Raw genomic sequence first — 15163 nt, 5'->3', positions numbered from 1 at the left:
TAAAATATCCATTTAAAGAATTCTATCACATTACCCTTGCTGAATTAATCAAATACCGTCATATTGCAAGTTGCAAAAAAAATAGATAGGCACCAAATACCTATCCATTTTCTTAATATCCCGTAATCTTAATATTTAGTTATAGTTACTTAATTATTAAGTTTTGTAAGTGCCTGTGCATCTAGTTTTGTAGAAACTCCTTCAGATGAATACTGATAAAGATTCACAAAGCTAGGCATTGAATATTTGGTTTTTTGTGGTATCAGCACTACAAATGTCATAGTTGGATATGTATTCTTATCTATCCAAGTACCAGAGTTAGCATAAATAGCTTTTTGGTTATTAACAGTGTTATATGACAGTATGCGAGCCTCATGTGTGTGTCCAAATACTACAATTCTTTTATCAGAGTTAGGGTTACTGAAGTACTGAATATTAGACATTTCATCTGAATCACTAGCTAATCCACCGTTTGTAATAGCATTTTTCACAGAAGTTTTTATAGGTACTTTATTCAAAGTTTGTCTTGCTTCCCAGGAATCTTGACTTCCTTTGAATAAATTCACGTTAATAGCACCATTTTTCATAGTTTGGTAAGGCATGATTTCATTTATTGAGTAATCTTCCTTAAATCCATCTATATTAGTGGTAATAAATTTTTCATCAAAACTCTCTTTTGCCGGTAAGGCAGTCATAAGTCCCTTCCATTGTTGCCAATAGCTATAAGCCAAATCTTGACTTACTCCTATATTATTAGGGGTAACTTCTGGCATTATTCCACCTGCTTTAGGATGTCCTTCTATAACAGAAGTTGTTGCTATACGTGTGAAAAAATATCCTGGCGGAAGGATTGAGCCAGGTGCAATTTTAGCATTTGAAATAGGGTCAGGTGCACAAAAAAAATTATATCTATGCCCATGTTCAATTACAGCCTTTGGAAAATTCTCTGGTGAATATGCTCCTAGTCCTTGTACATCACGTGCTTGCGATATCCCTGGAAGTACACTCTGCACGTCAGAAGCTGTAAATAACAGGTCATGATTACCTGGTACATAAGTCACTTTAATTTTTTTATCTGTGATTATATTGTTAAAAGCATCAATTATTGTTTTATTGTTTTTAGCAATTAGTTTTATAAAATCAAGTTGTGTTTTTCCATTGAAAGTATCTAATTGTGCTGGAATAAACCATTCGTCAAATAAGTCACCAGCGATAACCAGTTCTTTAACATTAGGTGAATACCTTATTTGTTCAAGAAATTTTTTAAGATCCTCTCTGTTCTTTTTAATTTCGGCATATTTATCATCTATTCCAAGATGTATATCACTTATACAAACTACTAGTTCTCTTTTTGAATCTAATTGAGCTATTCCTTCTTTTGCAAGAGTAAAAGAATAGTTTACAGCAAAATATTCAATATTATTACTTAATGAAAGGCCCTTTGATGATTTCAATTCAGGACTTACTACAATTTTAAATTCTTCTCCTTGCGTAAATGGGACACTGTCTTTTGTTTTAATTTGCAGTATTGATGGATTAATTTTGTCTATAACTGAATTAACAGGTACTTCAGTTTCTAAGCCTTTTGTGCTTACTTTAAATACTTTCACTGCATTTGTAACAGTATTTCCATCAAGGATTGTCCCAAAGTCAAGCAATAATGAATTAGTAGAGCTTACAACAACGGGGTTATCTGCATTATTTGCAAGGGTTGTGCTTGTTTTCATTACCAGAGTAGGCTGCACAACTGGGTTTACCTCTGCAAATGCAACTGTAGGTAAAATAAATGTTAATAGAGTAATTAATAAAACTAGATATTTTTTCATAAAATCCTCCTTTAATTTTTAGCCATCAATAGATAACCAAATCTTTAAACTTTTCTCTTTAAAATAGTAAGTTACACATATTATAAAACATCAACCCTAAATGAACCCTAAATGAGAAGTGCCCTATAGGATTTATTCTCCTATAGGGCACTTCTTATAAATGCTTGTACATCAATGGTTTTAGCGTTTTTTATCTAAATAGATAAAATACTGTCGAAAAATATTTTATTAATTTATTTTTAAGTTTCTTATCATTTTCTAAATTCCCCATAAAATTTTTATACATTTCCTGGAGTTCTGCATCTCTTGGCTGTGCCCAGGCATACCCACTCTCTTCCATATACCCTCTTTGATTCAACTTCTCAAGTAAATTAAATTCTTCTTTTCTTTTTATCTTATTGCTTTTAACCAGATCTTCAAAGTTATAACTATCACAGTCAACTTGCTCTGTAACTATTTTATAATTTCCACTTCAAATAAGAAATAAAATTGTAATAGCTAACTTTATATGGTAAAATATTAAGGTAAATATATAATATTATAAGGAAATATAGGTTATTTTTGTTTTAAAAGGGATATTTTACTGTGCATAACGGTATGTATGGCGATCCTAAAGACAGGAGGTGATATATGGATAATCGTGATTGGGATACAATTAGTATAATTCAGAATAGTATTGTTAATAACCGATTGGTTGAATCCTGGGATGAGAAGGATAGTAGCTTAGATTATACATCCGATGATCAATCCTTCCATATTATATGTAGCTTTAACCCGTGGCAGATTGTACCAGAAGGTAGTGGTAAAAATATAAGAATAAGACTGCCAATTCAGGAAGGTTTATTGACAGTGGATGAAACTGCCAATGATATATCTGGAATTAGCATTATTATTTCTTGTACGTTAGATTTTGTTAATTTACCAGATAACAAAAAATCCTCCATACTAACTTTTGATTTTTCTTATGTTGCTACCAGTGAAAAAGATGGTTTTACGCAAGGTGCAGTATATCCAATTGTGGTAGAAGATAAAACAGACAAGCTTGGCATAATAAAAGAACAACTACTGATTAATGGAATATGCGACTATTTAGTGGAAAATCCTAACAAGGTTAGATATATTTTTGCACAAGTCGGTTCTTTGAATGAAGCGCTTGCTGAGTGGATACGGCCAGTGCAAAATAAATATGTCTTTTTAGATCAGGACAATGGATATTTTGCAATTTGTTCTGTATGTGACGAACGCGACGTTTCCGGTTATTCAATAGATATTGATGTGCAAAATAAGGACATGTATAGTACTGCACTTTTCTCAATTAACAGAGACAAGGTTTTATGGAATATTGTTTTAACAAGTCTTTTATCTACCTTTGAAAACTCCACTGCTGATTTCAATTTACAGGATTCAGTACTACTAAATAATAAAACTCTAAATCTACATAAAATTCACAATGGTGCAATTGATTATTATCCTAAAGTAAAAAGTTTTCGTGGAGTCATAACTGGGGAATACTTAAACATTACGTGTAGTGGTAATTGCAATCTTTATGTGGGCATTGATATGACATTTAGCATAGAAGCAACCATCAAGCCTGAGAAAAAGAATAATAATACAATTGCCTTTGTCATAGGAGATATTAATGTTTCTAAAGACTCTCATGTACCATGGTATTGGAAATTTCTTTTGGGCTTAGTTGATGTTGCGGTGAATATAATATCAGAGGATTTAATCAATCAAATTAGTTCGGCATTTCAATCTAGTATAAATGTGATGGAGATTGATGCTATAAAATGGAATGATGGTAACAATGAAACAGTATTAACTAATTGCTTTTTTTCAAATGAATTAATATTACAGTATAAATTATAAGTGCGATTATGAGGGGGAATAACAAATGAGTGATAATTTAAAAATCAAAAATCACAGTGTAAGTTTAGAGGTTGAAAATCTAGATAATATCCTTAAGGACGCAGTGTTAAATACAGGTCTATATAAAAATGCTGTAATGCTTCAGAAATCAGAGGAACAATTAGAAAACCCTAATATACTATTAGGTGATAGTGTCACCACGAATGGTTGGGATAGCGTATATGCTATACGTGCTAATTATTTAAATTTAGCTATCCAAGAAAAACATACTTCACCACCTAATTTCTCACAAGATTTAGATGATAGTGGGGATATATTTAAAGTTGATGGAAACTTTGGGGATTGGCAAATCATAGAAGGTGGAGATGGCTCCAATGTTAATATGAAAATACCTATTAAGGATGGAATATATACTTCTTCAACAGGCAAGCAAATTTCTTTGAATGATGTGAGTGCTGTTGTACAAGTTAAGCTTGCATATTTTCCAGAAGTGTTATCTGAACAATTTGAGGATGGAAGTTATGACTTAAAGATTAATACTACTCAGACGAATCAACAGAATCCTGTTGTATCCTTACTCTATATGAACTTTCCACCTGATTCAAAAATTAGTACAATAAATAAAGCAATTATACAAAGCATGCTACAGCTGTGGCTAAATGACAATTTAAAAGCCTTTGATAATGTGTTTTCTACGGTGTATCTTAAAAACTTGTCTTCTGGTGAAGATTTTAAATGGTTAAAAACTACGTATATGTCATACGCATATACTGACAATGGAACCTTAAATAGTAGTGTTTTTGGAGTATTGTGTATGACAAATAATAGAAGTGCAGATGCACTATCACACCAAATTACTTCGGTAGCCTTTGAAAAAGATGATAGTAGTGTATTTATTATTAACACCCAGCTATTTTTAAAATATCAATTCCTACCAGGAGTACAGCAAGATTTTTCAAAAGATAAAGATAAGTTTGTCTTAAATGAGAATATGATTACCGCAAAGAATCTTTCCATGGAAGGAATAAAATATGGTTGCATTACGTATCATCCAAAGATTGACAACTTTATGGTGTCCTTTGAACCGACTCAAATTAGAACTACAACACATATAAGCGTTAATATTTCGCCTGGTATTGATGCTTATATAGATATGGACTCATTCCAAACATTAGAGCTAACGGTGAATGATAAAGGGGAGCAATGTCTTACCTATGCGAATTTGGGAGAGCCTATAGTGATTCATCGTGTGGTTACAGATCCTGCTATTATCATCACGGAGATTATATTATCGGGGATTGTAGCAATATGTGGCATCCTTATAGAGAGGGTAGTTAAAGATGTGGTAAATAGAGTTATTGTTGGAATTGTAGTTGCTGTTGTAATAGCAGCTATAAATGGTATATCACAAATTATTAGCAACTGTATTGCAAATGGAGTTGCTAATAATGTTCCGAGTATTTCTACTTTAGTTAAAATTGCTACAAATCAAATCGCCTGGCCATTATGTGATCCAAATGATCCGGACCGTTATGTACTAAGAACTGTTGTCTATAATGGTGGCATTATTTTAAAAGGTGACCCAGGCTTTATAGAATCATCTAATACAAATCAGGAGGCTTCAAATTATTAAATAAAAAAATAAATAGTAATATCAATAGTTAAGGACCTATTAATTTAAAGGGATTAATAGGTCCTTAACTGTTGATATTACTAGATGCCGTATAAAAATATTCCTTAATAACTATATAATCAAATGTAAAAAGGCATGTTAATTTCACCTTATTAACATGCTTTTACTATTTCAAAAATGCTTGTAAATTTTTTTTATAAATCAAACAATGCGTGGACTAGTGCAATATCACATTTTGCTGCCAATCTATTTAGTGTTATCGTCCTAGTATTCCTTTAATACCAATTCAGGGATTAATTATTTTTATTATTAAATTTGTGTAAATGACAATAAATAAAAATTGAAAAACTAAGAGAAGCCCATAAAAATATCAGTGCACCTATCCTGGTATTTTTATCTATTGCTCTATATTCAGATAGCTATATATGTAAGTACCGAAAATGCTATGATCTACTCCACCATTATAATTCCTTTTATATGTAATATGATTTAGCAGCTTTTTTACATCATTCAATAATTAACTTATATTCCCTTTATTTATTATAAATTCTCTTTTAATTTAACTCCATATTGTACTAAACACGTAATTTACATCATATTATTTATGAACAAGGAGAAGCCACTTTAAATTAATGTATTTTAAAAAAATATTGTTTTTCACTTTATAGGAGGTGCATTAAGAATCATAGATAAATTGGCATTGCAGCTTACCTCCTTCATTTGTACGCAGGCCTACAATAATGTTAAAGATAGAGCAAGGATACAGTATGGCTTAAGTATACTTTTAAGTGAAGGATTCAAGATTGTTTTTCTAGTATTATTTTTTAATATAATACATGTTCAGAAGTATTTCTATTTTTCATTACTCGTACTATTGTCAACAAGGGTATTTGCTGGAGGAGTACACGTAAAGGGAGCCTTGAATTGTTTACTTCTAACAACTCTGCTCTTTATCTTCACCAGTGTGCTCGCTCCCTTAATGCCTAGACTTCTGGCAGTATATTATCTACCTGTGAGCATAGCTAGTTTTGTGATAGTTTTAATCCGTGCTCCAATATGCTGTGTTCGTAGTCCTGTAAAAGATAATAAAAAAAAGCTGCAATATAAGTATACGGCAGCTCTGTCTATAGTTTTATGGACCACTATTTTATTATTTTTAAAAAGCCCTTCCTATATAAACTGCGGCTTCAGCACTATATTAATACAAAATATACAGCTTGTGCTGGTTAAAAAGCCGACGTTATAACCCATTTGTGAATTCTATAAAAAAGGAGGACATTATGAGAAAATTAGTTAACAGTTTTAAAGGAAAATCCATGTTATGCGCACTTTGCCTCACTGTAACTTCATTTGTATTTCCATGGTATGGCTCCTTCCTCTTTCTTGGAGAGCCTGAAATCCCAGAATGCCTAAAAGAAGAATAGTCACATACCTACGACAATTTAATGCTGAAAATTGTATAATTGTTTTCAAATGATAGTTGAATCCTAGCACCATAGGATTCAACTGTTTTTTTTACATTATACAGCCCGTATCCGCGATTTTCTCCTCCTTTAGTAGTATATCCTGCACTAAAGATCTTTCCGATTTCATTAAATTCTATTCTTTCACCTGTATTTCCGATTTCTATAATACAATTGTCTTCAAGGTAACCTATATTTAAGAATACTTTTTTCAAATCACCTTTTGAATTTATAACAGCGTCAAAAGCATTATCTACAAGATTATTTAAAAGCTCTGATAATTCATAATCCTTGAAAGGAAACTTAGAGCCCCCTTGAATCATAAACTTAAACTCAATATTATTTTTGGCTGCCTCATTAATTTTATTGTAAATAATGGCCGTTACCACTGTATTGTCTATTTGAAGTACCTTCTCCATATCTTCTAAGGAAATATTAAGAGAATCTATATATTTTGTTATAGTTTCCTTTAAATTCTTTTCATCAGATACTAGGAGAAGGCTGTAAACTGTATTCAAATGATTTTTAAAATCGTGCTGTCTCCTTCTTACGTCCTCGAGTAACTTCGATATTACAGGAGAGTATTTCTGATATTCCTCCAGTGATTTCTTTATTTCGTTATTTTTCATTTGATACTCAAGAAAAAACAAATTTGCCAGAATGTATACTATAGGAATGGCAAGATACAGCGCTATTTCATCCAAAAATTCATGTCTTTTAAAATTCCATACCCACTTTGCCGTAACTATATATATTAGAAGGTTCACAGAAAAAAAGTATATTTTAGAACTTTTTTGCTTAAAAAAAATTATTAGCTTATCATCAGATACATATCTATATATACAAAAAGAAAAGACCATGCAAACGAGGTTTGCAATAAGTAAATATATAAAATCTCCTTTTTCCATAAAAGTTGGAGTAGCCAATCTAAACACAATTATTATAATCAACTGCATTATACCAAAAATGGCCAGAACCAAACCGAACTCTAATAATAAATACTTTATTTTTTTCTTAAATACCAGCTTAATAGCTAAAAGTAAAAACAGGTAATTAACAAAAAACTGCAAGGGAGGATAAATATAGTTTGTAATTAGAACTACTAATGAAGTAAAAATTACTATGATAGCACTTTTATAAAATCTCTTTTCATATTTTTTATTAAACATATTCCATAGCAACATAAAGCTTCCTACTTCCAGGAATATCAAAACAAATATCTTATAATCCTTCATTTGTCTCCCCACCCACAACATTATTAAACCTGTCCATTATACTTTTCTTATAGTTATTTCCGAGTAATGCAGTTTTATCAGTATTGCAAAAATAAATTTTGTAAGAAGTTTTATCATTAGTTTTTTCAATTTTATTGATATATTTTACATTAACTAAATAGGACCTATGGCTTTGAAGGATATTCTTATGTTCCATAACTGAATTTATTTTCTTAAGGGATAAATAATCTATAGTGAAGGACCCGTTTATAGTATGAATTATTGAAGTTCTAATAAAGACTTCCACGAATATTATTTCATTAATAAATATTTTTACCTGGACGTTCTTTACAGGAACTATTATGAATTTTTCCCTAATTTCTGTAACAGCAACCTGTGCACTACTTTCTGATAGCAAAAGCTTTGTTATCATTTGGATGTTTTCCTTATTATAAGGCTTTAATATATAATCATAACAGTGAATTTTCTTAAAGGCTGAAAGCATATACTCCTTGTAAATTGTCACAAATATTATCCAGTTTAATCTATATCTTTCTATTTTTCTTATTTCCTGAGCAAATACAAGACCTGATTCATTTTTTAAATTAATATCTATATAGAAAAGATCAATCATCTCCTGCTGGGCTATTTTAAGAGCCTCTGCAGTATTGGTGGTTTCATATACTTGATACATGTCCCCAGACTGTTTTATAATATCTGACAGGGTTTTCAACTGAATACAATCGTCTTCTAAAACTAATATATTGTACATATAGTTATCATCCCCCCTTTGTATTGATTTACCCTTAATTACATATTCTATATTAATTTGAAAATACCTTCTAGTAATTTGAATATTTTAGTTAATCAAATTAAATAACACATTGATATTAATGACAAAAATTAGGTGTTTTATGCAATGTTCAATACATCCTAAAATATATATGATACAATTAGTGTACAACCTTATATCATTTCCAAACTCTATTCAAAAAGTGAGCGGATTGCACCTAAAATAAATTTAAAAAGGAGTGTGGTCTTGTGAATCTAGATTTTATTATTATTGTTCTCTGTCTAACAATGTTGGGTATTGTTGCTATGCTGCTTGGTTTCTGCTACAAACAAGAGATAATGAAAGCTATGTTTCAATCAAAAACAACTATAAAAAATAATGAGCTTTCCGCTGAAACCTCATTAAGTATTGACAAAAAAGAAAGCAATAAGTAGCTCCGGCGAGCTTCCTATTGCATCTAAACACAATTATATCTAATCTCATAAGCAAATTGAACAGTACAGCAATCCGCTCACTCAATAAGTGTATCATGATTTTTATAACAAATCAATAGTAATTTAGAAATTATTCCCTTTTAAGGTTTATGATTCCATATTATAGTACAGTTTTACGTAAGGAGTATAATGTATACTCTATAATAATAAAAGCTGCGAATTTAAAATTCACAGCTTTTATCTCTTTAAACAGATCTCTTATTCTAAAAAATCATACACAATTTTAGAAATATTTGGAATAATAAAAATTGTAAAACTAAGAGAAGCCCATAAAAATATCAGTGCACCTATCCTTGTAATTTTAGATAATTAAATAAGCTTGTTTTATATTGCACTCTACGTATACTTTTATGATTTTATCAATTATATGTTTTCTTTATCTAGCCTTTTATTTACTATGTCTAAAAATTCTTCTGGTTTCATTCCTGATAGTTCCTTTTTTTATTTCTTCTATAATCTGCTTTTTAATTTGAATGTATAGTGGTACCCCACTTTCTTTACTTATTTTAAAGTTAATAAAAATTCCACTCAAAGCATATTTCTCATTTCTATCATCCTTTACTTTTTTTTAAAAGTTTCTTTGAATTTCTTCCATAAAATCTTTTTTAATTGAACCTTATTTACAACATAGTTTTTGTTGAATTCCTCTACAATAATCCTATCGGCTTCTCTATTTCCTGTTATATTGACTTGAAATTTCTTATCTAAGTTTTTGTACATATCCATAATAATTCTCCCTTCAAACTCTAAATATTATTTAAGCATAATTTTAGAATTTGAGGTGGTTCCGGAAAGCAGCCATATGCACTTGCTCTTTTTAAGTTTAAATACGTAGCTGTAAATAAATCATCCAATGAAAATTTTATTAATTTATTTATTTTGCCCATATTTATAATACCTCCTAGCATTTATCTCAAGTTTAGGCCCATTAGGTAAACAAATAACTTAGGCACTTTAAGCTTTCTTAGTACAATTAAAAATTTCTGCTTCCAACTACCTTTATTGCTGTTAAAAGAATATATTAAAAAAACATTATTCAGTTTTATTCTCCTGATTTTCTTTTTTAGTTCTCTCTACGAATCTTCCGAGGAAAAAGAAAAGAACACCTACTCCAATACCTGTCTGTAGACAAAAGAGTAAACTCTCAATTTCGCCTGGTAATTCTCCGCCAATCCAAGTTTCCATAACAGGTGTAGCCCAAGGTTTATAATCAGTACCTGTAATCTCGGAAACAACTTTGCTTCCTGCATCATCTGAGCCACCAAATTCAGCACCTTTTAACGTGAATAATGGTATAATGGCAATTAATGCAGCAATAATTAATAGAATGATAACTTTTTTTTTCGTCTTTACCATTAATTTTCTCCTCCTTTTAGGAATCCAAGATCTGTGAGTTCGGATTTTGCATATGTTTCAAGACCCATAATGATAACAACTGTCAAAATTCCTTCGATAATTGCCAATGGAAGCTGTGTCGGTGCAAATACTGCAAGGAATTTAGCTGCAGAGGCTGCGATACCACCGCTGGCTGACGGATATGCAAGTGCAAGCTGAATACTAGTTACACAGTAGGTAAATAAGTCGCCAATTGATGCTGCAAGAAAAATACCTACATATTTATTGACTTTCAGCTTTTGGCATAATTTATAGATTCCATAAGTAATAAGCGGTCCTGCAATAGCCATAGAAAACGTATTAGCACCAAGAGAGGTCAGGCCGCCATGAGCAAGCAGGATTGCCTGAAAAAGCAGCACAATGATCCCCAGGATACTGACAGCCATAGGTCCAAATAAAATTGCACCAAGTCCGGTACCAGTCATATGTGAGCAACTTCCTGTTACTGACGGAATCTTTAAAGATGAAATTACGAAAATGAAGGCACCCGCCATAGCAAGAATAGAAATCGATTTACGATTTAATGACAATGTTTTCTTAATTGAAATGTAACCTGCTAGTAAAAACGGAACACAGATAACACCCCATACTATACAGAATTTAAGTGGTAGATATCCTTCCATGATGTGCATTGCGTTTGCTACGGGAGTTACTCCGAAAATTAATGCAAAAGCTATGGCAATAAAGACAATTTTCTTTTCTTTTTGATTCATTTTTATTTCCCCCTTTGTTTTTTTAAATTTATATTAATCTAAGTTAAAACACCTAGAAAAACTAACTATTTTTCAAGCATTTCCTTGAATTCCTGTGTACTTTTCGGATAGGCTTTAGTATCTTCCAGCAGATGTTTTTCTACAAGCAATTCATAGACATCCAGCATGGCTGGCTGTTTTAGATTTGCCTGTTTTAAAATTTCAGTGTTTCGGAAAATTTCTAGCGGTGTTCCATCTGCGATAATTTTCCCCTGGCAGAATACAAGGACTCGCTTAGCCCATCTGTATGCGAAATCTACATCATGGGTGGAAATCAGCATTGTCTTACCCTCCAAAGCAAGCTTGTCCAAAACTTCTTCTAACATCAGTGCATTTAAAGGGTCCAGTGATGCAGTCGGTTCATCAAAGATAATGATTTCCGATTTCATAGCAATTATACCGGCAATGGTGACACGCTTCTTTTCACCCCCACTCAAATAGTGTGGCGGACGATCTTTAAAATTTGAGATGTTCATATATGCCAGTGCTTCCTCAACCCGTTCCAATACTTCCTCTTTGGGAAGTTTTAAATTCATCGGCCCGAATCCAACTTCTGCCCTAACTGTAGATGCAATTATTTGATTGTCCGCATCCTGAAATACGATTCCGATTTTTTTTCTAAGCCCTTTTAAATTCTTTTTATTGACCACAGTACCCCGGTAAATGATTTTTCCCTGTTCCGGTGTAAATACACCGTTTATGTTCAAGAAAAATGTGGATTTTCCAGATCCATTGGAACCAATGACAGCGATTTTCTCACCTTCATGGATATCCACGCTTACGCCGTCTAGTGCAGACTTTCCATTTCCGTAGGTGTAGTATAGATCTTCGACCATTAATATTGGTTTTTCCATAATAGCTCCTTTCTATCTTGTAAAGCACCAGAGCAGAATCAAAGAACTTATGAAGGCTACTGCAGAGGCAATCTGTATTATCTCTACCTTTTTATCTTCCTCCAAAAATATAAGATCTCCATCATAACATCTGGCCTCCATGGCATCATAATAAGTGTTTGCCTTTTTAAGCGAAATAACCAGCATATTGCTTGCAATGCTTCCAAATGTATAACAGGAAGTTTTAAAATCACAGTAACCTAGGCGTGATTCTGCAGAGTTTTTCATTTTGGCATAGACATCCATTAAAATGAAAATGTAACGGTAAATGAGGTTCATCAGTTCTACAATAAGCTTTGGCACATGTGCCTTTCGAAGCACATAGATAATCTCAGAAGATGGTGTCGACAGTGTCATCATCTGTAGGGCACTGATAGCTGCAAACACCTTCAGAATCAAAAATACCACTTCCTTAAGCTTTGCCTGAGAAGTAAACACATAGCAGAAACCAAGATACAGGTTATACTGCCCCATGGGCTGCTTTGAAAAATCAATGGCAATGGTAAAAGTGCCAAGGAGAATAAAGACGATTGGAATCGCCAGTATTGACAAATATTCATTTACTGGAAGCTCTCCTCTTACAATGGTCAAATATGCCATTGCAATAATGACCACAACAGATACATAGGGGTTTTCCAATGCAATACAAAGAATCAGTATTAGAACAGAAAGAGATACTTTAAAAGTAGCATTCCAGTGTCTGATTTTGGAACTGTAAGCATAAAAATCAATTGAAAACCCTTCGCCATGTTTATGTCCTATTCTATGTTGATGATGATGTTTACCATCGCCATTGGTGTGCCCCTTCCCATGTTTCCATTTGAAGAAAAAGACAGCCACCAGAAACATGGCACATAAAATAATAATTTTTTCCATGTAACACCTCCTTTGAATTTTTACCTCACGTCAGCATTCTTGAAGAATTTAGAACCATGAAAATGCAGGAAACATTGTGAACAATTGAACCTACAGTAGGATTTAAAAATTCTAGGCCGAATAATGTGAATTTTAAAACTATAATCCAAAAAAATAAAAATACTCGACCTACAAAAGGTGGAGCAAAAGATTTTATAAAATAAAATGCCTTCACATCCCATGTGAAAGCAATATAATGCAAAAAGGCATATATAATTGCAATCCCGTCCCTCCGTAGGATAAAGCTGTATATCATCTAGGCAGGTCTCCTGGCTTGCGGGTCACTCTCCTCCAACCTTCCCAGCGCTTGCCAGTGGTATAGATTTGTCTCCGTGTACAGTAGCGGGGGCTGCAGTGGATTTAGACCACTTTCCCTATTAAACCTTTAAAAGGTACCTTAGATAATTTCTTATTAAGTTATTAATGTTATTACAGAGTATATTTTCTTTTTTTATAATAATTAAAATTGTATGTCCTCTCAAGATGGAACCCCTTGGTTAAAATAATGCTTTATGTCCTTCATCTCAGGTCTAGATTATGTTTTTTTATTTTATATTGCAAATCTTGTCTTGAAATACTCAGTTCTCTTGAAGTTTTGCTAATATTATAAGCATTCTTTCTTAATGTTTTTTCAATAATTGCCCTTTCAATATTAGCCATATAAGTGCCCAGTTCGAATTTTTCATCTAAACTTGTCACCATATACTATAAACGCCTCCCTATCTCGTATATACTTTCTAATTAAAATAATAAATTTCCGTGAAAAAAACAGCAAATAAAAAACCACACCCTAAGGATGTGGAATAATGCAATTAACTTTTTGGCGCATTGAATAACCCAATATTATTGTTAATTTACGTATTTCCGTCCCCCCTCCGAAGACTAAAATTTTACACAGTAGGCAGGTTTACTGGCTTTAGCATCATCTTACTCTCCAACCTTCTCAGTTTCCCAATGGTTTTCTGGATTTCATCCTCTAATACAGTAGCGGTGGGCTGCAGTGGTTTTTATCCACTTTCCCTTTTAACCCTAGTTATAGGGCACCTAAAGCTAATATTCAATTTTTATTATATTACAATTACTATATTAGCATCAAAGAAATGTAAAAGCAATAGAAATTTAGCCCTTCAAAATGCTAATATAGCAGTTGATTTTTTATATTAACAATATTATACTTATACAATAAGCACATGTTTGAAACAATTTAAAAATTAAATAATAAAATATAGGTTTAATTAAAATTAATTAATGAAAAGGGAATCAGGTTAAAATCCTGAACTATCTCGTAGCTGTAATAGATGAATTTTAGTACATTATGCCACTTGGAAACGGGGAAGGCGTACTTAAATAATGATTCTTGAGTCAGAAGACCTGCCTATATTAATGCACCACAAACTCTACGAGTGATAGGGGGTGACGTATAATTGTATAACACGCATTTTATTTTTGCGCTTTTTACAATTATGGTCAGTATTATTGTCATACCCTTTAGCAGAAATGCTAAAGGGATTAATTTTTTGTTAGAGAAAAATTTCTAATTATACTATAGATTTTTTATAAAATAGAATAAAGAAAACACAATATAATGTGTTCGAGGAGGCCTAGTTATGCTACATGTACTCAAAAGAGATGGACGAGAGGTTCAATTTGATTCGATAAAAATTACAAATGCCATAAGAGGAGCTGCGGATGAGATAGCTTTTAATTTAAGAGAAAGTGAAATTATAGAGCTAACTCAAAAGGTGTTAGAAAGAATTGAGGATTTGGACAAGCAGCAACTTTCTGTGGAGGAAATACAAAATATTGTTGAAGATAAACTTTTAGAAAATGGACATAAGCCTATTGGAGTGGCTTATTCTAATTATAGGCGTGAACGTAACAAGATTAGAGAAATAAAATCAGACCTTATGAAAGCT

The 15163-nt window shown here is 32.1% G+C and carries 17 protein-coding genes and 3 riboswitches; of the genes, 6 read left to right on the top strand and 11 right to left on the bottom strand.

Annotation, left to right across the window (positions count from 1 at the left end):
• Positions 1-149: 149 nt before the first annotated feature.
• Together KPL50_RS22485 and KPL50_RS22480 are read right to left on the bottom strand one after the other, a co-directional pair.
• Positions 150-1826: a metallophosphoesterase gene (locus KPL50_RS22485; RefSeq protein WP_216300771.1), complete on the bottom strand. Its 1677-nt coding sequence runs from the start codon at positions 1824-1826 to the stop codon at positions 150-152.
• 190 nt (positions 1827-2016) lie between these two features.
• Positions 2017-2166, bottom strand: coding sequence for a hypothetical protein (locus tag KPL50_RS22480; RefSeq protein ID WP_216300770.1), 150 nt, complete (start codon positions 2164-2166; stop codon positions 2017-2019).
• 290 nt (positions 2167-2456) lie between these two features.
• Between KPL50_RS22480 and KPL50_RS22475 the strand changes: the two genes are divergently transcribed.
• From KPL50_RS22475 to KPL50_RS22460, 4 genes are all read left to right on the top strand, one after another.
• Positions 2457-3695: a TULIP family P47-like protein gene (locus tag KPL50_RS22475; protein WP_216300769.1), complete on the top strand. Its 1239-nt coding sequence runs from the start codon at positions 2457-2459 to the stop codon at positions 3693-3695.
• Positions 3696-3720: 25 nt separating this feature from the next.
• Positions 3721-5328 carry a TULIP family P47-like protein gene (locus tag KPL50_RS22470; protein WP_216300768.1) on the top strand — a complete coding sequence of 536 codons (1608 nt, stop codon included), beginning with the start codon at positions 3721-3723 and terminating at the stop codon, positions 5326-5328.
• Between the two features lie 694 nt (positions 5329-6022).
• Positions 6023-6574 (top strand): accessory gene regulator B family protein, encoded by a 552-nt coding sequence (locus KPL50_RS22465; RefSeq protein WP_253200765.1) that lies wholly within the window; start codon positions 6023-6025, stop codon positions 6572-6574.
• A 34-nt stretch (positions 6575-6608) separates the two neighbouring features.
• Positions 6609-6752 (top strand): cyclic lactone autoinducer peptide, encoded by a 144-nt coding sequence (locus KPL50_RS22460; RefSeq protein ID WP_216300767.1) that lies wholly within the window; start codon positions 6609-6611, stop codon positions 6750-6752.
• Between the two features lie 8 nt (positions 6753-6760).
• On the opposite strand, the gene KPL50_RS22455 is transcribed toward KPL50_RS22460, so the two are convergent.
• Positions 6761-8026 (bottom strand): ATP-binding protein, encoded by a 1266-nt coding sequence (locus tag KPL50_RS22455; protein WP_216300766.1) that lies wholly within the window; start codon positions 8024-8026, stop codon positions 6761-6763.
• On the bottom strand, positions 8013-8777 hold the full coding sequence (locus tag KPL50_RS22450) for a LytTR family DNA-binding domain-containing protein (RefSeq protein ID WP_216300765.1): 765 nt from the start codon (positions 8775-8777) through the stop codon (positions 8013-8015). The genes KPL50_RS22455 and KPL50_RS22450 overlap by 14 nt, the downstream gene beginning before the upstream one ends.
• Positions 8778-9085: 308 nt before the next feature.
• Here KPL50_RS22450 and KPL50_RS22445 point away from each other — a divergent pair, with 308 nt between their 5' ends.
• Positions 9086-9232 (top strand): hypothetical protein, encoded by a 147-nt coding sequence (locus KPL50_RS22445; RefSeq protein ID WP_253200764.1) that lies wholly within the window; start codon positions 9086-9088, stop codon positions 9230-9232.
• A 618-nt stretch (positions 9233-9850) separates the two neighbouring features.
• Here KPL50_RS22445 and KPL50_RS22440 read toward each other — a convergent pair.
• The 7 genes from KPL50_RS22440 to KPL50_RS22410 form a co-directional block, all read right to left on the bottom strand.
• Entirely contained in the window at positions 9851-10018 is a 168-nt protein-coding gene (locus KPL50_RS22440) for a hypothetical protein (protein WP_216300763.1), read from the bottom strand.
• A gap of 20 nt (positions 10019-10038) precedes the next feature.
• Positions 10039-10179 (bottom strand): hypothetical protein, encoded by a 141-nt coding sequence (locus KPL50_RS22435; RefSeq protein ID WP_216300762.1) that lies wholly within the window; start codon positions 10177-10179, stop codon positions 10039-10041.
• Positions 10180-10324: 145 nt separating this feature from the next.
• Positions 10325-10648 carry an energy-coupling factor ABC transporter substrate-binding protein gene (locus KPL50_RS22430; protein ID WP_216300761.1) on the bottom strand — a complete coding sequence of 108 codons (324 nt, stop codon included), beginning with the start codon at positions 10646-10648 and terminating at the stop codon, positions 10325-10327.
• Positions 10648-11400 (bottom strand): energy-coupling factor ABC transporter permease, encoded by a 753-nt coding sequence (locus KPL50_RS22425; RefSeq protein ID WP_216300760.1) that lies wholly within the window; start codon positions 11398-11400, stop codon positions 10648-10650. Before KPL50_RS22425 ends, KPL50_RS22430 begins: the two co-directional genes overlap by 1 nt.
• A 65-nt stretch (positions 11401-11465) precedes the next feature.
• A complete protein-coding gene (locus tag KPL50_RS22420) occupies positions 11466-12293 on the bottom strand; it encodes an energy-coupling factor ABC transporter ATP-binding protein (protein WP_216300759.1) in 828 nt (275 codons plus the stop codon).
• A gap of 12 nt (positions 12294-12305) precedes the next feature.
• Positions 12306-13208: a cobalt ECF transporter T component CbiQ gene (gene cbiQ / locus KPL50_RS22415; RefSeq protein ID WP_216300758.1), complete on the bottom strand. Its 903-nt coding sequence runs from the start codon at positions 13206-13208 to the stop codon at positions 12306-12308.
• Between the two features lie 280 nt (positions 13209-13488).
• A riboswitch (cobalamin riboswitch) is annotated at positions 13489-13662 on the bottom strand.
• Between the two features lie 104 nt (positions 13663-13766).
• Positions 13767-13949, bottom strand: a complete 183-nt coding sequence (locus KPL50_RS22410; protein WP_216300757.1) for a helix-turn-helix domain-containing protein — start codon at positions 13947-13949, stop codon at positions 13767-13769.
• A gap of 180 nt (positions 13950-14129) precedes the next feature.
• Positions 14130-14310: riboswitch (cobalamin riboswitch) on the bottom strand.
• Positions 14311-14457: 147 nt separating this feature from the next.
• A riboswitch (cobalamin riboswitch) is annotated at positions 14458-14641 on the top strand.
• A 213-nt stretch (positions 14642-14854) separates the two neighbouring features.
• Here KPL50_RS22410 and KPL50_RS22405 point away from each other — a divergent pair.
• The coding region (locus KPL50_RS22405) for an ATP cone domain-containing protein (protein WP_253200763.1) at positions 14855-15163 on the top strand (309 nt) is incomplete at its 3' end.

It is taken from the genome of Clostridium sp. CF012, from assembly GCF_018861755.1.
GTDB lineage: Bacteria > Bacillota > Clostridia > Clostridiales > Clostridiaceae > Clostridium_AD.
Note: the sequence above shows the minus strand (reverse complement) of the source record. Positions and strands in the feature narration are given on the sequence as shown.